Source organism: Microbacterium sp. M4A5_1d (assembly GCF_053345465.1).
In genome coordinates, this window is sequence record NZ_JBKFAD010000001.1 from 128,165 (window position 1) to 144,328 (window position 16,164).

The 16,164-nt window shown below is 69.7% G+C and carries 18 protein-coding genes; 6 read left to right on the forward strand and 12 right to left on the reverse strand.

Annotated features, from left to right (window positions below):
- The first annotated feature begins 131 nt into the window (after positions 1-131).
- Entirely contained in the window at positions 132-1,487 is a 1,356-nt protein-coding gene (locus ACLBWJ_RS00545) for a PhoH family protein (RefSeq protein ID WP_447659572.1), read from the forward strand.
- A 39-nt stretch (positions 1,488-1,526) separates the two neighbouring features.
- On the opposite strand, the gene ACLBWJ_RS00550 is transcribed toward ACLBWJ_RS00545, so the two are convergent.
- The 7 genes from ACLBWJ_RS00550 to xseA are packed head-to-tail and all read right to left on the reverse strand — an operon-like array spanning position 1,527 to position 7,455.
- Entirely contained in the window at positions 1,527-2,180 is a 654-nt protein-coding gene (locus tag ACLBWJ_RS00550; protein WP_274177987.1) for a response regulator transcription factor, read from the reverse strand.
- Complete coding sequence (locus tag ACLBWJ_RS00555) at positions 2,177-3,151, reverse strand: sensor histidine kinase (RefSeq protein WP_181574278.1); 975 nt, start codon at positions 3,149-3,151, stop codon at positions 2,177-2,179. Before ACLBWJ_RS00555 ends, ACLBWJ_RS00550 begins: the two co-directional genes overlap by 4 nt.
- A 10-nt stretch (positions 3,152-3,161) precedes the next feature.
- Positions 3,162-4,556, reverse strand: a complete 1,395-nt coding sequence (locus tag ACLBWJ_RS00560; protein WP_274177986.1) for a class II fumarate hydratase — start codon at positions 4,554-4,556, stop codon at positions 3,162-3,164.
- A gap of 29 nt (positions 4,557-4,585) precedes the next feature.
- A complete protein-coding gene (locus tag ACLBWJ_RS00565; RefSeq protein ID WP_269266110.1) occupies positions 4,586-5,263 on the reverse strand; it encodes a carbonic anhydrase in 678 nt (225 codons plus the stop codon).
- On the reverse strand, positions 5,260-5,901 hold the full coding sequence (locus ACLBWJ_RS00570; RefSeq protein ID WP_282501033.1) for a DUF4245 family protein: 642 nt from the start codon (positions 5,899-5,901) through the stop codon (positions 5,260-5,262). The genes ACLBWJ_RS00565 and ACLBWJ_RS00570 overlap by 4 nt, the downstream gene beginning before the upstream one ends.
- A complete protein-coding gene (locus ACLBWJ_RS00575) occupies positions 5,901-6,134 on the reverse strand; it encodes an exodeoxyribonuclease VII small subunit (protein ID WP_023950420.1) in 234 nt (77 codons plus the stop codon). Before ACLBWJ_RS00575 ends, ACLBWJ_RS00570 begins: the two co-directional genes overlap by 1 nt.
- Positions 6,135-6,144: 10 nt before the next feature.
- Entirely contained in the window at positions 6,145-7,455 is a 1,311-nt protein-coding gene (gene xseA / locus ACLBWJ_RS00580) for an exodeoxyribonuclease VII large subunit (protein ID WP_274177983.1), read from the reverse strand.
- 58 nt (positions 7,456-7,513) lie between these two features.
- On the opposite strand from xseA, the gene ACLBWJ_RS00585 reads away from it, so the two are divergent.
- On the forward strand, positions 7,514-8,575 hold the full coding sequence (locus tag ACLBWJ_RS00585; RefSeq protein ID WP_274177982.1) for a 4-hydroxy-3-methylbut-2-enyl diphosphate reductase: 1,062 nt from the start codon (positions 7,514-7,516) through the stop codon (positions 8,573-8,575).
- Entirely contained in the window at positions 8,572-9,153 is a 582-nt protein-coding gene (locus ACLBWJ_RS00590; RefSeq protein WP_112618031.1) for a DUF6264 family protein, read from the forward strand. Before ACLBWJ_RS00585 ends, ACLBWJ_RS00590 begins: the two co-directional genes overlap by 4 nt.
- A gap of 71 nt (positions 9,154-9,224) precedes the next feature.
- Here the strand turns inward: ACLBWJ_RS00590 and fbaA are convergent, their stop codons facing one another.
- Complete coding sequence (fbaA, locus tag ACLBWJ_RS00595) at positions 9,225-10,253, reverse strand: class II fructose-bisphosphate aldolase (protein ID WP_274177980.1); 1,029 nt, start codon at positions 10,251-10,253, stop codon at positions 9,225-9,227.
- 210 nt (positions 10,254-10,463) lie between these two features.
- On the opposite strand from fbaA, the gene glpX reads away from it, so the two are divergent.
- Both glpX and ACLBWJ_RS00605 read left to right on the forward strand, forming a co-directional pair.
- The gene (glpX, locus tag ACLBWJ_RS00600) at positions 10,464-11,453 is read left to right on the forward strand and encodes a class II fructose-bisphosphatase (RefSeq protein ID WP_274177979.1); all 990 of its coding nucleotides are present in this window, start codon (positions 10,464-10,466) and stop codon (positions 11,451-11,453) included.
- A gap of 130 nt (positions 11,454-11,583) precedes the next feature.
- Positions 11,584-11,766 (forward strand): UDP-N-acetylmuramyl pentapeptide phosphotransferase, encoded by a 183-nt coding sequence (locus ACLBWJ_RS00605; protein ID WP_240309861.1) that lies wholly within the window; start codon positions 11,584-11,586, stop codon positions 11,764-11,766.
- 36 nt (positions 11,767-11,802) lie between these two features.
- Here ACLBWJ_RS00605 and ACLBWJ_RS00610 read toward each other — a convergent pair whose 3' ends face one another.
- Entirely contained in the window at positions 11,803-13,050 is a 1,248-nt protein-coding gene (locus ACLBWJ_RS00610; RefSeq protein WP_282501031.1) for a DNA recombination protein RmuC, read from the reverse strand.
- A 98-nt stretch (positions 13,051-13,148) separates the two neighbouring features.
- On the opposite strand from ACLBWJ_RS00610, the gene ACLBWJ_RS00615 reads away from it, so the two are divergent.
- Positions 13,149-13,811 carry a DUF6226 family protein gene (locus ACLBWJ_RS00615; protein WP_447659573.1) on the forward strand — a complete coding sequence of 221 codons (663 nt, stop codon included), beginning with the start codon at positions 13,149-13,151 and terminating at the stop codon, positions 13,809-13,811.
- Positions 13,812-14,065: 254 nt separating this feature from the next.
- Here the strand turns inward: ACLBWJ_RS00615 and ACLBWJ_RS00620 are convergent, their stop codons facing one another.
- The 3 genes from ACLBWJ_RS00620 to ACLBWJ_RS00630 form a co-directional block, all read right to left on the reverse strand.
- Positions 14,066-15,100, reverse strand: a complete 1,035-nt coding sequence (locus ACLBWJ_RS00620; protein ID WP_447660072.1) for a DUF222 domain-containing protein — start codon at positions 15,098-15,100, stop codon at positions 14,066-14,068.
- Complete coding sequence (locus ACLBWJ_RS00625; protein ID WP_447659574.1) at positions 14,986-15,462, reverse strand: hypothetical protein; 477 nt, start codon at positions 15,460-15,462, stop codon at positions 14,986-14,988. The genes ACLBWJ_RS00620 and ACLBWJ_RS00625 overlap by 115 nt, the downstream gene beginning before the upstream one ends.
- A gap of 73 nt (positions 15,463-15,535) precedes the next feature.
- Positions 15,536-16,132, reverse strand: coding sequence for an exonuclease domain-containing protein (locus tag ACLBWJ_RS00630; RefSeq protein ID WP_307222043.1), 597 nt, complete (start codon positions 16,130-16,132; stop codon positions 15,536-15,538).
- Positions 16,133-16,164 lie beyond the last annotated feature (32 nt).

The window sequence follows — 16,164 nt, forward strand, 5'->3', positions numbered from 1 at the left end:
CGGGCTGCCGGTCGCCCGCCGTACTGTCATCGCAACGGGCACGGCGCCCGTTCGAGTCGGCCTCCTCACGACTCGTGACCCCTGGTCGACTCGTGTGAATCGGGTGAGACACCCGAGGCGGGGAGTGGGCTGTGGCCGCACGAGCAACAGAGCAGCAGCGTCGCGTCATCCACGGCGGAGGTGGCGAGCTCGACCAGGAGCTGCGCACCTACGTGCTGGACACGTCGGTGCTGCTGAGTGATCCGCGAGCATTGTTCCGCTTCGCCGAGCATTCGGTCGTCGTCCCCGTCGTGGTCGTCACCGAGCTCGAGGGCAAGCGGCACGATCCCGAGATCGGCTATTTCGCCCGCCAGGCGCTGCGCCACCTCGACGACCTGCGGGTCGAGCACGGCCGGCTCGACTTCCCCGTTCCCGTCGGCGAGGGCGGCACCCTGCGGGTCGAGCTGACGAACACCGACCCCTCGGTGCTCCCCGCCGGGATGCGGCTGGGTGACAACGACACGCGCATCCTCGCCGTCGCGATGCACCTCGCTCAGGAGGGGCAGCCGGTCACGGTCGTCTCGAAAGACCTGCCGATGCGGGTCAAGGCGGCTTCGCTGGGCATCAGCGCGGAGGAGTACCTCGCCGAGCAGGCCGTGGACTCCGGATGGACCGGCATCGCGAACATCGACCTCTCCGGCGACGAGATGAGTGATCTCTACGAGAGCGAGGTCGCCACGAGCGACGAGGTGCGCGGCGTCCCGGTCAACACCGGGCTCGTCATCCACTCCGAGCGGGGGTCTGCCCTCGGGCGCGTGACGGGCCCGGGCTCGTTCCGCCTCGTGCGGGGCGATCGTGACGTCTTTGGACTGCACGGACGCTCGGCGGAGCAGCGGATCGCGATCGATCTCCTGCTCGACCCGGATGTCGGCATCGTCTCGCTCGGCGGTCGCGCGGGCACGGGCAAGTCAGCGCTCGCGCTGTGCGCTGCCCTCGAGTCGGTGCTCGAACGGCAGCAGCAGCGCAAGATCATCGTCTTCCGTCCGCTCTTCGCCGTCGGCGGTCAGGAGCTCGGCTACCTTCCCGGCGACGCCCAGGAGAAGATGAACCCCTGGGGTCAGGCCATCTTCGACACCCTGGGGTCGGTCGTCTCGGGCAACGTGGTCGAGGAGATCATCGCGCGCGGGCTGCTCGAGGTGCTGCCGCTCACGCACATCCGCGGTCGCTCGCTGCACGATGCCTTCGTCATCGTCGACGAGGCTCAGTCGCTCGAGCGCAATGTGCTGCTGACGGTCCTCAGTCGCATCGGTCAGAACTCCCGCGTCGTCCTCACCCACGACGTCGGCCAGCGCGACAACCTGCGCGTCGGACGGCACGACGGCATCGCCTCCGTGATCGAGACGCTCAAAGGCCACGACCTGTTCGGCCACGTGACGCTCACGCGCTCGGAGCGGTCGGCGATCGCGGCGCTCGTGACGGATCTGCTCGAGGCGGGCGAACTCAGCTGATCCCGGATGAGGTCGGCCTCGGGAAGACCGGGGCCGACCTCAATCCCAGCGGTACCCCTCACCGCGTACCGTGACGATGCGCGAGGCGCCGACCTTGCCCCGCAGATAGCGCACGTAGACGTCGACCACGTTCGATCCGGGGTCGAAGTCGAGCTCCCAGACGCGGCTCAGCAGCGTCTCGCGGCTGAGCACCTCGCCGGCATGGCGGAGGAACTGCTCGGCGAGCGCGAACTCCCGTGCGGAGAGATCGATGTCGCGGCCGTCGACGGTGGCACGCCGGGTCAGCATGTCGAGGCTGACGCCGTCGCGGGTGATCATGGTCGTCGGGCCCGCGCTCTCGCGCAGCCGCGAGCGTACCCGGGCGAGGAGTTCGGCGACGACGAACGGCTTGGACACGTAGTCGCTCGCCCCCGCATCCAACCCTTCGACGGTGTCGTTCGTTCCGCTCCGAGCGGTGAGCATGATGACGGGCACGGCCGATCCGGACGCGCGGAGGCGGCGCAGTACCTCGAACCCGTCGATTCCCGGAAGCCCGACGTCGAGGATGACGAGGTCGATATCCTCGCCCTCGAGCAGGTCGAGCGCCGTCTCACCGTCCTCGGCGACGAGCGGCTCCATGTCGGCGGTGCGTACCGCACGCTCCAGGAGGCCGATGATGTGGGGCTCGTCGTCGACGAGCAGGATGCGGGTCATCCGATCTCCTTGCGCTGGAGGACGACCTCGTCGGCCCGCACCGGCGCAGGGAGGCGCCGGGCCGAGCGGAGCGGGATCGTGATGGTGAAGGTAGCGCCGCCGCCCGCGGTCTCCGTGACCGTGCAGGAACCGCCGTGGCCCTTCGCGATCGCATCGACGATGGCGAGGCCGAGACCCGAGCCGCCGACCGACCGCCGGCGACCGCCGCGATCGAATCTGCGGAAGATGCGATGCCGGGCCGCGGGCGGGATGCCGGGGCCGTGGTCGCGCACCCAGAGGTGGAAGGCGCCCGCGTAAATGCCGCTGCCGAGCTCGATCGCGGTTCCCACCGGGGTGTGCTTGGCGGCGTTGTCGGCCAGCTGCAGCCATGCCTGGAGCAGGCGGTCGGCGTCGCCGTGGATGATCCCGCGCTGCGTCGATTCGACGGCCCAATCGTGCCCGGGGATGACGGTGACGAGGTCGACCACGCGCTGGGTCAGGCTCTCGATGTCGACCTCGTCGAGGGCGAACCGCTCGCCCTCGACCGAAGCCAAGAGATCGATGTCACCGATGAGGCGGGTCATGCGATCGAGTTCGCCGATCGAGATCTCGCGGACGGCGTCGACATCCGCCGGGTCATCGGCATCGACGAGTTCGAGGTGCCCCCTCACGATGGCGATCGGTGTCTTGAGCTCGTGACGCACGTCGTCGAGCAGACGTCGTTGGGCCTCGACCGCCGCGTCGAAGGCGTCCTGAGCCGCCGCCTCGCGCGGCGGGGTGGCCAGGAGCGGCCAGCCGACGAGCCATACCGTCACAAGAGTGCCGGCGCCGGCGACGGCGAAGACCAGAACAGCCGCCCAGGGGAGCTCGACTCCGAGCAGCAGGAACACCAGCAGCGAGCCGATCGCGGCGACGACGAAGCCGGCGCACACGATCGCGAGGACGATCCCCAGGATGCGTGCGCGCCGGGCTTCCGACCGCGACGGGTTCACCCTCCGATTATCAACCAGGGTGCGTCATCGAGAGCAGGTCGAGCTTCTCGTCGAGCTGCGCCTCGGTCAGCTCGCCCCGCTCGACGTATCCGAGGTCGATCACGGCCTCGCGGACCGTGATGCCCTTGGCGACGGAGTGCTTGGCGATCTTCGCCGCGGCCTCGTACCCGATGAGCTTGTTCAGCGGGGTGACGATCGACGGCGACATGCCTGCGAACGCGGCGGCGCGTTCGACGTTGGCCTGCAGACCGGCCACCGTCTTGTCGGCGAGCACGCGCACGGCGTTCGAGAGCAGGCGGATCGACTCGAGCAGCGCCGTGCCCATCACCGGGATGGCGACGTTCAACTCGAACGAGCCGGATGCCCCGGCCCACGCGACCGTCGCGTCGTTGCCGATGACCCGGGCCGACACCATCAGCACGGCTTCGGGAACGACCGGGTTGACCTTGCCGGGCATGATGGACGAGCCGGGCTGGAGGTCGGGGATGTGGAGCTCACCGAGACCGGTGTTCGGGCCCGAGCCCATCCAGCGGATGTCGTTGTTGATCTTCGTCAGCGATACCGCGATCGTGCGCAGGGCGCCGGATGCCTCGACGAGGCCGTCTCGGTTGGCCTGCGCCTCGAAGTGGTCCTTCGCCTCGGTGATCGGAAGCTCGGTCTCGGCCGCGAGCAGCTCGATGACCTTCTGCGGGAAGCCGAGGGGCGTGTTGATGCCCGTCCCGACGGCGGTGCCGCCGAGGGGGACCTCGCCGACGCGGGGCAGCACGGCCTGGACGCGCTCGATGCCGAGGCGCATCTGGCGTGCGTAGCCGCCGAACTCCTGACCGAGGGTCACGGGCGTGGCATCCATGAGGTGCGTACGACCGGACTTCACGACGTCCTTCCACTCCTCGGCCTTCGTCTCGAAGGCGACCGCGAGGTGGTCGAGGGAGGGGATGAGGTCGTCGATGAGCGCCTGGGTCACGGCGATGTGCACCGACGTCGGGAAGACGTCGTTCGACGACTGCGACGCGTTGACGTGGTCGTTCGGGTGCACCGTGCTGCCGAGCGCGCGGGTCGCGAGGGTGGCCAGCACCTCGTTCATGTTCATGTTCGACGACGTGCCGGAACCGGTCTGGTACGTGTCGACGGGGAAGTGCGCGTCGTAGCGCCCGGTGACGACCTCATCGGCTGCTCCGGCGATCGCATCGGCGATGGCGGGGTCGAGCGTGCCGAGCTCCTTGTTGGCGAGCGCGGCGGCCTTCTTGATCCGCGCGAGTGCGGCGATCTGGCTCGACTCGAGCCCCGAGCCCGAGATCGGGAAGTTCTCGACCGCGCGCTGGGTCTGCGCGGCGTAGAGGGCGTCCTTCGGGACGCGGACCTCTCCCATGGTGTCGTGCTCGATGCGGTACTCGATGTCGGTCACGTCGTTGTTCCTCTCTCGGTGGGATGTCGTCAGGATGCGGCGTCGTCGTGGACGTCGCCGAGGATGATGGAAGCCTCAGCGGCGCCTTCGCCGAGGCGGTAGTTCGCTCCGATGATGGCCAGTCGGCCCTCGGCGACGGCGGTGCTGATGAGCTCGGACGCGTGGAGCAGCTGACCGACCGTGTCGCGCAGGTGCTCCCGGCCCACGACCTCGGCGTCCACGTTCTCGGCGGTGACGCCGGCGTCGGCTCCTGCCCGCAGGACGCGGCGCACGGCGGGCACGATGGGGGAGATCTGACGCCAGATGAGCGGCGGCAGCGGGGGAGCGTCGATGCCCGTGCTGTCGATCGCGGCACGCACGGCGCCGCAGGCGTCGTGCGCGAGGACGACGATCAGCGGCACGTTCAGCACGGCGACGGCGTACTCGAGGCTGCCGACGACCGAGTCGGAGATGACCTGACCGGCGTTGCGGATCACGAAGAGGTCGCCGAGGCCCTCGTCGAAGATGATCTCGGCCGCGAGGCGCGAGTCGGAGCAGCCGAAGAGCGCGGCGCGCGGAGTCTGCGAGCCGGCGATCTCGTGGCGGCGCTCGACGTCCTGCCGGGGGTGGCGCGGAGTGCCTTCGACGAATCGGATGTTTCCCGCGCGCATCTCGTCCCAGGCTTCCTGGGGCGTGGGGGATGCCGGAGCGGCCGCGGTCGACGTCATGGTGTCTCCTCCTGCAGTTCGACGATCTGGGTCGCGAGGCCGCGCGCAGCGGTGCGCACGGTCTCGGCGTCGATGGCCCCGCCGCCGTAGACGAGGATGGTGTCGGCTCCCGCCTGGGTCGTCAGGGCAAACGAGATGTTCCCGGCGCGCGCGGGATCGGGGATCTCGAAGACCTCCCACGACACGCCGTCGATGGTCTCGGTCGACGTCGTGCGCGAGCCGCTGACCTGCCGCGACGCCCAGCCGGCATCGGCGTCGAACGCCTGCTGCACGTTGACGTATCCGCTGGCGGGCGCGTAGACGATCTCCCAGGTCTGGACGTCGTCGCCGGCGAGCTCCGCCTTGTTCACGCGCCACGCTTCCGGCACCTCGGGGGCCACGAGCTGGCGACCGATGCCGGAGCCGACATCCGTCGCGACCGCGGCGACGTCGATGCCGGGCTGTTCGGGGACCGAGCCGCGCGGCACGGCGAACACGATGACCGCGACGACGGCCACCGTGACGATGAGGGCGGCGAGCAGGTTCCGCACGTTCTGGCTCGAGCGGTAGACCTGCGACGACGCCGCCTTGCGGGCGGCGGTCTCGTCGGGCGTCTCGGGGCGGCCGAGCTCCGCGACGACGCGGGGCCCCTTGGCCATCACGCGTCGTCCGCGCGCGTGGCGCGCGCTTCGTCGAGCCGGCGCTTGGCGCCGAGCAGCCATTCCTCGCATCGTGCGGCGAGCTGCTCGCCGCGCGTCCACAGGGCGAGCGACTGCTCGAGAGTCGGCGCACCTTGTTCGAGCTCGGCAACGACGCGCACGAGCTCGTCGCGCGCCTGTTCGAAGCTGAGGGTCTCGACGTCGGCGGAGAGCCCTTCGGCCGGCGGAGTCATGTCAGCCATTCTAGGACGGGTCCGCCGGTGCGCCCGCCGCCTCAGCGGGCGCGGCCCCGTCGTCGACGACGCCTTCGGAGCGCGCCGCGAACGCGCCGCGGCCGACGGTGACGGTGACGTGCGAGCCCGCCGGGGCCTGCGCGGCGTCTCGGATGATGACTCCCGCATCGAGATGAGCGATGGCGTAGCCACGGTCGAGTGTGGCGCCCGGCGAGAGCGCCCGGAGTGTGGCGCGGAGTCGGGCGATGTCGTGGCCCGCGGCATCCATGCGGCGCGTCACGACGTCTCGACCGCGCGCCGTGAGGACGTGCAGTTCGTGCGCGCGGGTCGTCATGAGCGATTCCGGATTGCGCAGCACCGGCCGCGATCGCAGTTGCTCGAGCTGCGCGAGATCGTGCGAAACGCGCTGCGTGAGGCGCGTACGGGCGCGGCTGCGCAGCTGCTCGACGAGCGCGCGCTGCTCCACGACGTCGGGCACGACCCGCTTGGCGGCATCCGTCGGCGTCGACGCGCGGAGGTCGGCGACGTCGTCGAGGAGCGGATGGTCGTTCTCGTGGCCGATCGCCGACACCACCGGCGTCGTCGCCGCGGCCACGGCCCGCAGCAGCCTCTCGTCGCTGAAACCGAGGAGCGTCTGCGGGTCGCCGCCGCCGCGCGCGATGACGATCACATCGACCTCCGGGTCGGCGTCGAGGGCGCGCAGAGCCGCGATCGTCTCGGGAACGCACCGATCGCCCTGCACCGCCGCGTGCACCGTGCGGAAGGCGACGTGCGGCCAGCGCAGCTCGGCGTTGCGGTGCACGTCGCGTTCCGCGTCGCTGCGCTCACCCGTGATCAGGCCGATCATGTGGGGGAGGAACGGCAGGCTCCGCTTGCGGGACGGATCGAACAGACCTTCCGCCCGCAGCTTCGCGCGTAGACGCTCGAGCTGGACGAGCTGATCGCCGAGACCTGTCGGTCGCATGGCCGACACCGTGAACGAGAAGTCGCCGGACTTCACGAAGTAGTCGCTCTTGACGCACGCGACGACGCGGTCGCCGACCTGCGGGCTCGAGCCGAGGCGCTGCAGGGTGCTCGACCAGAGGCGGAACGAGAGCGCGGCATCCGCTTCGGCGTCCTTCAGGCGGCCGAAGACATGACCGCCGCGGAGGTTCCAGGAGGTGATCTCGCCCTCGACCCACACGGCGTTCCACCGCTGCACGAAGTCGCGGATGGTCTCGTTGAGCCGCGAGATCGAGGTCGGCGTCTGCGGCGACGAATCGCGAGGATGGACGGCATCCGGCGGCGGCGTCTGATCGGGCGCGGTCTCGAACGACGGCATGGGGCTCCTCACGGCCGGTTCCGAGCGGCTGGCAGGATGCGCCTCGTAGAATCGAGGAGTGAGCACTCCCGCCGTCCGGCTGCCCGTTCCCCGCGTGCCGGGGCGTCACGGCCGTCTCCAGGATATCCCTGTGGGCGCCGCCAAGCGGGTGCTCCTGGCAGCTCCGCGAGGATACTGCGCCGGAGTCGACCGCGCCGTCGTCGCGGTCGAGAAGGCGCTGGAACGCTTCGGTGCGCCCGTCTACGTGCGCAAGCAGATCGTGCACAACATCCACGTCGTGCGCGAGCTCGAGGAGCGCGGCGCCGTCTTCGTCGACGAGGTCGACGCGGTGCCCGAGGGCGCGCACGTCGTCTTCAGCGCGCACGGGGTGTCTCCCGCGGTGGTCTCGGCGGCGTCCGATCGGGGGCTGCAGGCGATCGACGCGACCTGCCCGCTCGTGACCAAGGTGCACCGTGAGGCCGTGAGGTTCGCGCGCGACGACCGCGAGATCCTGCTGATCGGCCACGAGGGGCACGAGGAGGTCGAGGGGACCGCCGGCGAGGCGCCCGAGCACATCACGATCGTGACGTCGCCCGAACACGCAGACACCGTCGAGGTGCGCGACCCGTCGCGGGTCGTCTGGCTCTCGCAGACCACGCTCTCCGTCGACGAGACGATGGAGACCGTTCGGCGGCTGCGCGTGCGGTTCCCCGAACTGCAGGATCCGCCCTCGGACGACATCTGCTACGCGACCCAGAACCGCCAGGTCGCCATCAAGAAGATCGCCGCCGAAACCGACCTGGTGATCGTCGTGGGGTCGGCGAACTCGTCCAACAGTGTGAGGCTCGTCGAGGTCGCGCTCGAGTACGGCGCTCGCGCCGCGTACCGCGTCGACTATGCCGATGAGATCCGGCAGGAGTGGCTCGACGGCGTCCGGACGGTCGGGGTCACGAGCGGCGCTTCGGTACCCGAGGTGCTCGTGCAGCAGGTGCTCTCCAGTCTCGCGGATGCCGGTTACGCCGATGTCGACGAGATCCGAACGGCCGAGGAAGACCTCATGTTCTCCCTGCCGAAGGAGCTGCGCACGGATGCCGCCGGGAAGCAGGACGCCCGCGCACGCGGCGGACGGGGGCGGTCATGAGCGAGCAGGAACGTCCGCGCCCGCAGTACGGCGAGTACGCCACCCCCGAGGAGCAACGCGCCCGCATCGCGGCACTGGGCGGGGAAGCACCGCACCCCGATGTGGTCGAGACGGCGCAGGTGCCGGCCGGCTCAGCGGCACCCCGTCCCCATGAGTCCGCACGACAGCAGCTTCCCTCGCCGCGCCCGACCACGTCGGCTGCGCGCCCCACGCGGCTCGCCGACCGGATCATCACGGTCGCGCTGCTCGCGTACGGCCTGGTGACGGTGCTCGGAGCCATCCCGCAGCTGGTCGACTTCACGGGCTTCGCGCAGACGTGGATGGACATGGCTGGTATCGACGGGACGCTCGCGGACCCGGCGGGCGGACGGGCGTGGGGCATCGCCGCCGCCGTCGTCTACGGCGCGGGGTGGCTGCTGACCGCGGTGCTGTCGTGGTGGTCGCTGTCGCTGCGGCGGCTGTCGTGGTGGATCCCGCTCGTCGGCGCGATCGTGACATTCATCATCGTGAGCCTGCTGCTGGCGGTGCCGCTGCTGTCCGACCCGGCTGTGCTCGACGGGTTCTCGACCAGCCGCTGACGCGTACCCGAGAACGACAGAACGGCGCCCCGCGAACGAATCCGCGGGGCGCCGTTCCGTGTGGCCGGCGGTCAGCTCTGGGACTGGCCGAACGAGCCGAGCTGGCGGGTCGCCTCGACGACGCGAGCGGCCATCGCCGACTCGGCCTTCTTGCCCCAGGCGCGCGGGTCGTAAGCCTTCTTGTTGCCGACCTCGCCGTCGACCTTCAGCACACCGTCGTAGTTCTGGAACATGAACCCGGCCACCGAGCGCGTGAACGCGTACTGCGTGTCGGTGTCGATGTTCATCTTCACGACACCGTTCGCGACGGCGAGGGCGATCTCCTCGTCGGTCGAGCCGCTGCCGCCGTGGAAGACGAGGTCGAGGGGCTTCTCGCCGGTGCCGAACTTCGACGCGATGCCGGCCTGGATCTCGCCGAGCAGCTCGGGCTTGAGCTTGACGTTGCCCGGCTTGTAGACGCCGTGGACGTTGCCGAAGGTGAGAGCGGCGATCCAGCGGCCCTGGTCACCGAGCCCGAGAGCCTCGACGACCTGGGAGACGTCACCGGTCGTGGTGTAGAGGGCGTCGTTCGAGCCTTCGTGCTGCACGCCGTCCTCTTCGCCGCCGACGACGCCGATCTCGACCTCGAGGATCGCGCGGATCGCCTTGATGCGGGGCAGCAGCTCCTTGGCGATCTCGATGTTCTCGGCGAGCGGCACGGCCGAGCCGTCCCACATGTGCGACTGGAAGATCGGCTGACCGCCGTCGGCGACGGCCTCCTCCGATGCCGAGATGAGCGGCAGCAGGAAGTCGTCGAGGGCGGGCTTCGGGCAGTGGTCGGTGTGGAGCGCGACCGTGACGGGGTAGTTCTTGGCGACCTCGTGGGCGAACTTCGCGAAGGCGAGCGCACCGGTCGCGCGGCCCTTGACGGTGTGTCCGGCGAAGTAGTCGGCGCCACCGGTCGTGACCTGGATGATGCCGTCGGAGCCGGCCTCGGTCAGGCCCTGAAGAACGGCGTTGATGGACTGCGAGCTGGCGGCGTTGATGGCGGGGTAGGCGAAACCACCGGCCTTCGCGCGATCCAGCATCTCTGCGTACTGTTCGGGGGTGGCGATGGGCATGAGAGCTCCTCAAATCGGCGGTGTTACCGAGCCCACTTTATCGAAGGCCGCTCTCGCCGTCCGCGGGGCGGCCGGAGAAACGACGCTGCTTGTTGTCACGTGTTCGCGACGCGGCTGGATGTACGGATTCGTTAAGAATCCCGATTCCTTCGTGGGCGCGCGGCCGAAAGCGGCGGATCCCCGCGCCTGCCCGCACCTATGCTGTGGCGCATGGTGAGTTTGACCGCCGACATGAGTCCGCTGCATCCCGATCGAAACCTCGCGCTCGAGCTCGTGCGCGCGACAGAGGCGGCGGCGATCCGTTCGGTGCCGTTCATCGGCCGCGGGCAGAAGGAGCTCGCCGACGGGGCGGCCGTCGACGCCATGCGCGCGTTCCTCACGACGGTCAACTTCGACGGCGTGATCGTCATCGGCGAGGGTGAGAAGGATGCCGCACCCATGCTCTTCAACGGCGAGAAGGTCGGCACCGGTCGCGGGCCCCAGGCCGACATCGCCGTGGATCCGATCGACGGCACGACCCTCACCGCGGAGGGGCGCAACAACGCGCTCTCGGTCATCGCGGTCGCCGACCGGGGAGCGATGCTCGACGCCTCGTCGGTGTTCTACATGGACAAGCTCGTCACCGGCCCTGCGGGTGTCGGCGTCGTCGACATCCGACTGCCCATCGCCGAGAACATCCGGCGGCTCGCGAAGGCTCTCGGCAAGCCTGTCGATGAACTGGTGGTCTCGGTCCTGAACCGTCCGCGTCACGCGCAGCTGATCCAGGAGATCCGGGATGCCGGCGCGGGCACGCGGCTGATGAGCGACGGCGACGTCGCGGGTGGGATCAACGCGGCCCGGCACAACGCGCGCACGGACATGTGCGTGGGTGTCGGCGGCAGCCCGGAGGGCATCGTCACCGCGTGCGCCATCAAGGCCCTCGGCGGTCACATCCAGGGCCGGTTGTGGGCGCGCGACGACGACGAGAAGCAGCGCGGCATCGACGCCGGGCTCAACCTCGACGGTCACGTCTACGAGGCCGACGATCTCGTCCGCGGCAAGAACACGATCTTCGTGGCGACCGGTGTGACCAACGGCGAGCTCGTCGGGGGCGTTCGGCGCGAAGGCGACTACGTGTACACCGAGAGCGTGGTGCTGCGCGGCGCGTCGGGGACGCTGCGTCGGATCACCTCGGAGCACCTCACATCCAAGTGGCTCTGAACTCGGGCGGGTAACTATCACGACACGACTGCGTGTCAACCACTGATGCTCCCAGCAAGGCTCTGTCAGAATGGCAGCGGTATCAACGGCGATGACCACCCTTACGTCAGCACCCGGGAGAACCATGTCGATGACAGCAAACAACCCGCCGACCGGCCAGGTCGCGGTGACGATCGACCCCGCTCGACGTCCGGACGTGCTGCTGCGTCGGCGCCACCCCGAGGGACATCAGATGAGTGCCTGGTGGATGATCGGCGCCTTCCTCGCCGTCTCCGTCGCCGTCGTCGGCCTCGTCAACATGTTCCCGGCCTGACCGGACAGCTCGCCTCCCTTCCCCTCCGCCGACGCGTCACAGCCGTTCGCGAAGCTCGCCGACGTCCGCGCTGAGCAGCTCGGGAGCCGTCGTCATCCGCGTCGACGTCTCGATCGGGCTCGGCGCGCTCGTTGCCTCGAGCCGTGTCTCGTCGATGCCCGGGAACTTCCGCGCCGTCACGAGCACCCTGCTCTCGAGCGTCCCCACGAACTTGTTGTAGGACTCGACCGTCCGCTCGATCGCACGGCGCAGGTCGCCGGCGTGGGAGGCAAGCCCTCCGAGACGCTGGTACAGCTCGTTGCCGAGGTCGAACAGGCGCCGGGCCTCGTCGGAGACGTCTTGCTGGGTCCACGTGTATGCCACGGTCTTCAGCACCGCCCACAGGTTGACCGGTGACGCGAGTGCGACGCGCCGGCTGAAGGCGTAGTCGAGCAGCGCGGGGTCTTCGTCGAGCGCCGCCGCGAGAAGCGATTCGCTCGGGATGAAGCAGACGACGAACTCGGGACTCGAGCTCAGGCCCTGCCAGTAGGCCTTCTTCGCGAGGGCGTCCACGTGGGCGCGCACCGCCTTGACGTGCGCCGTCAGCAACGCTTTGCGGCGTCGCGCCTCCTCACCCTGCGCGGTGACGGGTATCGCGCTCGCCTCGAGATACGAGTCGAGCGGCACCTTCGCGTCGACCGCGAGCGCCTTGTCGCCGGGGAGACGGACGATCAGGTCGGGGCGCCCCGCGCCGCTGTCGGACGAGATGCTGGACTGCAGCTCGAAGTCGACGTAGCGGGTGAGGCCGGCGGACTCGACGATGCGTCGCAGCTGCGTCTCGCCCCAGACGCCACGGGCCGCGCTCGAGCGCAGGGCGCCGGCGAGCGACTCCGTCGTCGAACGCAGCGCCTCGTCGGTCTCGCGTCCGAGTCGCAGCTGCTCCGCGACCGAACCGAACTGCTCGCTGCGTTCGCGTTCGAGGAGCTCGACCTTGGCCTGCATCGCCTGCAGCGACTCCTGGACGGGGGCGAGCGCTCGCAAGACCGCCTGCTCGCGGCGTTCGCGTTCGTCGCGAGCGGCCTGGTCGAGCCGCGCCTGGGTTCCCAGCTCGCGCTGCAGCTCGCGCTGTCGTTCCAGTTGCTCGGCGTGGGCGTCGCGCTCGGCCTCAGCGACGGCCGCGCGAGCCTCGAGACGGACTCGGTCGGCTGCTCCCTCGCGTGAGGCGCGAGCGGAGCCCGCGAACCAGCCGCCGGCGGCGGCGATCGCGGCGACGACGATGAGGATGAAGACGAGAGCGGCGTCCATGTGTCCAGGATGCCGGGTGGCTCCGACATCGCCCGGAGGCGGGGCGTCCGGCGCGGCTCTCTCCGCGCCCGGAGCGGACGGTGCGGCAGGATGTCGGCATGAGAGGCTACGTGCGCCCGACTATCGACACGCCGGCGTTCCGCGATGCCGACGGCGCGGTCATCGAGTACGGCAGACGTTGGCCGGGATCGCCTCCAGAAGACGCCTATTCGGTCGACACGCACCCGGAGCGCTTCGCGCCGCTGCATGCTGTCGGCGATGCGCTCATCGCTCACCTAAGCGAGACATTCGAGGTCGACGTCGAGGAGGGTGTTGAGGTCGCCTCAGATCTGAACAGACCGAGCTCTTTCGCTGTGCTCCGTGCGGTGCGCCTGGAGCCCGCCGACCCGCAGTGCGCATCGGTGACTTTCGTTTTCGATGCGTATCCGGGTCTCTCGGTGCACTCGGGACTGCTGCATGACGCTCACTACCCCCATTGCGGGTGCGACGCATGTGACGAGGAATGGCGGTCTGTCGCAGACGAACTCGAGGAGCAGGTCTTCGCGGTCGTGACGGGGAACTTCCGCGAGGCTATCGTGCCCGGCGCCGAGCTTCCGGTGGAGCACGCGTTCACATTCCCCGAGGGCAGCCGATCCGGCCAATCGCGCGTGGAGGACTTTCCGGTGCAGCGGCTGTCGAGCGCCGCGGAGGTGCTCCGCACCGCGGCGGACGGGTGGGCACCGTGGCCGCGCACGCAGGCGTCGCCGGGTGATGGCGCGTAGTCCCGCACTCCCGCGCGCGGCGCTGACATGGAATCATCAATCGGCCGCGCTGAGCAGGCGACCAGGGCGAACCGAACGATGGACTCGTCAGAACCGTCGAAGCCGGGGCCGGGTGGGTCTGCGCACGCTGACTCGGTGACCGGTACCGGCGAAGCGGCGAGCTGCGTACGCGCGAGTGCGCGAGTGAGCGCACGCCGAACCTGCGGTCTGTGCGCGCCGAACCCACGACCAGCGCCAACCGAACGGCGAACTCGTCAGAACGGTGGAAGCCCCGGATCGGGCGGATCTGTGGTCGTGAAGGCGACGAGGGGTGGTGGTGCGTCTTCGCGGTAGGCCCGTCCGGTGGGTGAGGTCCACACGAGCCGCCCGCCCGCGAGTTGTCGGACGTGCCATCGGGTGTGGTGTTTGACGTCGTGGTGTCTTTTGCAGAGGTTGGCGAGGTTGCACACGTGCGTCGCTCCGCCGTCGGATGCGGCGATGGTGTGGTCGAGTTCGCAGCGGATGGCGGGTTGTTGGCATCCGGGGAACCGGCAGTGCCGGTCCCGCGCTCTCAGCAGTCTGACCATGGCTGCGGTGGGCCGGTAGGTGTCGCATTCGAGCACGGTTCCGGTGACGGGGTGGGTGAGGAGCCGGTCCCATGAGGTCGCGTTGCCGGCGAGCTCGCGGGCGGTCGCGGCGTCGATGGGGGAGCGGCCGGCCAGGTCGGCCGGCCCCTCGTCTTGCCCCATGAGCGTGAGCGCGGACACGGCCACTTGCACGTGTGCGCGGATCGCTCCGAGCGTTCCGTCGCCGTCACCTGTGCCGGTGGGGTCGAGGGCGGGTGTGCCGGCGAGGAGGAGGTCGGAGAACACGTCGGCGCGGACCTGGTCGATGGTTCGGGCGTCACCGACGAACGACGACCCGTCGTGAATGGTCGTGCCGTCATCGTTCGCGTCTGCTCGCGCGTCGGCTCGCCCCTCAGCGAAGCCGGCTGCAGCGTCGGCCTGGGCCCGCGCGTTGATGATCTCCCGCGCCTGCCGCGTCAGCCGGTCGACGATCCCGTCGGCGATGACGGTCGGCAGGGTTGCGATGAGATCCGACATCCCATCCGAACTGGGCTGCACCCGCACGCACCGACCGGCCGCGGCCTCCTCGTGCCGCTCGGTGAAGCTCCGCGGGTGCATCCGTTCCGCGATCATCCGCAATGCCTCCAGCACCCGGTTGGGCCTCTCGTCCTCGCACCGGTCGATCGCGACGCGTTCGAACTCCGCCCGCTCGCCCACGGGTACCAGACATCCGACCTCCTGAATGACCCGGACGTGTCCGCGGACGATCCGCCCGGCTTCCAGGCCGCCATCGTCACCGGGTAGTTCTCGACCAGGTCCCGCGCTTCATCGATGCGGCGCTGCAGGGTCCGGTCGGTCGTGACGAACACCCCGGCCAACTCCGCGGCGATGCCGCGAAGCGCCATCTCGCGCGCCTTGACCTTCTCCGACGACCCGGCGGCCTGGGACTCAGCCAGCTGACCGGCTGCAGCGAGGAGACGAACCTCCCGGACCTGTGCCGCTCGTGCGGCATCCGCTATGCCCTCGGCATCCGCGACCAGCTGAGCGAGGACGTCGACGTCGCCGTCGCTGCCCATCCCGCCGCCAAGTCCGCCATTCGAATGCATGTTCGAATCATGTCACGGACCTCCGACATCGCTCCGGAACTGTCCCCAGGCCCGAGACCGGCGAGCGGTTCGGTCAGGCTGGGCTGAGCAGCGAAGCCCCGATCGGCTCGTGCTCGGGCACGCGCACCCCCAGCAGCATTGCGAGTTCGACCAGGTCGTGCGCGCCGGCCCGACGGGCCGCGTCGATCGTGATGTGTGCGCACGCGAGTGCGTCCGCCAGGGCGTCGTGGTGCGCGAAGTCGAGGAAGCCGACGGCGGCGGCCACGAGCGGCAGTCTGTAGGAGTCGAGCTGATACGTCTTGCGTGCCAGCTGCACGCTGCACACCGAGCGGATCGCGGGGAGCACGGCATCCGTCGCCTCGCACGCGCGGCGCAGCACGGCCATATCGAATCCGGCGTTGTGCGCAACCAGTACGTCGTCACCGATGAACTCGAGAAGCCGGGGGAGTTGCGCTACCCAGCCGGGGGCATGCTCCACCGCGTCGGCGGTGATCCCGTGGATGGACACGTTGATATCGAAGAATCGGTCGTGGCCGGAGGGTGGTCGGATCAACCAGCCGTCGGAAGCGACGACCTCGCCATCGCGAACGCGGACGAGTCCGACCGAGCATGCGGATGCACTGGAGGAGTTCGCCGTCTCGAAGTCGATCGCGGTGAAGTCCAGTGCCACGGGACAAGCGTCACCCGCGTTCGGAGCGGGGG

Bases quoted from the DNA above. Each gene is read 5' to 3' on its own strand.
- ACLBWJ_RS00550 (WP_274177987.1), bottom strand. From the start codon at position 2,180: ATGACCCGCATCCTGCTCGTCGACGACGAGCCCCACATCATCGGCCTC.
- ACLBWJ_RS00565 (WP_269266110.1), bottom strand. From the start codon at position 5,263: ATGACGTCGACCGCGGCCGCTCCGGCATCCCCCACGCCCCAGGAAGCC.
- ACLBWJ_RS00570 (WP_282501033.1), bottom strand. From the start codon at position 5,901: ATGGCCAAGGGGCCCCGCGTCGTCGCGGAGCTCGGCCGCCCCGAGACG.
- ACLBWJ_RS00575 (WP_023950420.1), bottom strand. From the start codon at position 6,134: ATGACTCCGCCGGCCGAAGGGCTCTCCGCCGACGTCGAGACCCTCAGC.
- xseA (WP_274177983.1), bottom strand. From the start codon at position 7,455: ATGCCGTCGTTCGAGACCGCGCCCGATCAGACGCCGCCGCCGGATGCC.
- ACLBWJ_RS00590 (WP_112618031.1), top strand. From the start codon at position 8,572: ATGAGCGAGCAGGAACGTCCGCGCCCGCAGTACGGCGAGTACGCCACC.
- fbaA (WP_274177980.1), bottom strand. From the start codon at position 10,253: ATGCCCATCGCCACCCCCGAACAGTACGCAGAGATGCTGGATCGCGCG.
- glpX (WP_274177979.1), top strand. From the start codon at position 10,464: ATGGTGAGTTTGACCGCCGACATGAGTCCGCTGCATCCCGATCGAAAC.
- ACLBWJ_RS00605 (WP_240309861.1), top strand. From the start codon at position 11,584: ATGACAGCAAACAACCCGCCGACCGGCCAGGTCGCGGTGACGATCGAC.
- ACLBWJ_RS00610 (WP_282501031.1), bottom strand. From the start codon at position 13,050: ATGGACGCCGCTCTCGTCTTCATCCTCATCGTCGTCGCCGCGATCGCC.
- ACLBWJ_RS00615 (WP_447659573.1), top strand. From the start codon at position 13,149: ATGAGAGGCTACGTGCGCCCGACTATCGACACGCCGGCGTTCCGCGAT.
- ACLBWJ_RS00625 (WP_447659574.1), bottom strand. From the start codon at position 15,462: ATGCATTCGAATGGCGGACTTGGCGGCGGGATGGGCAGCGACGGCGAC.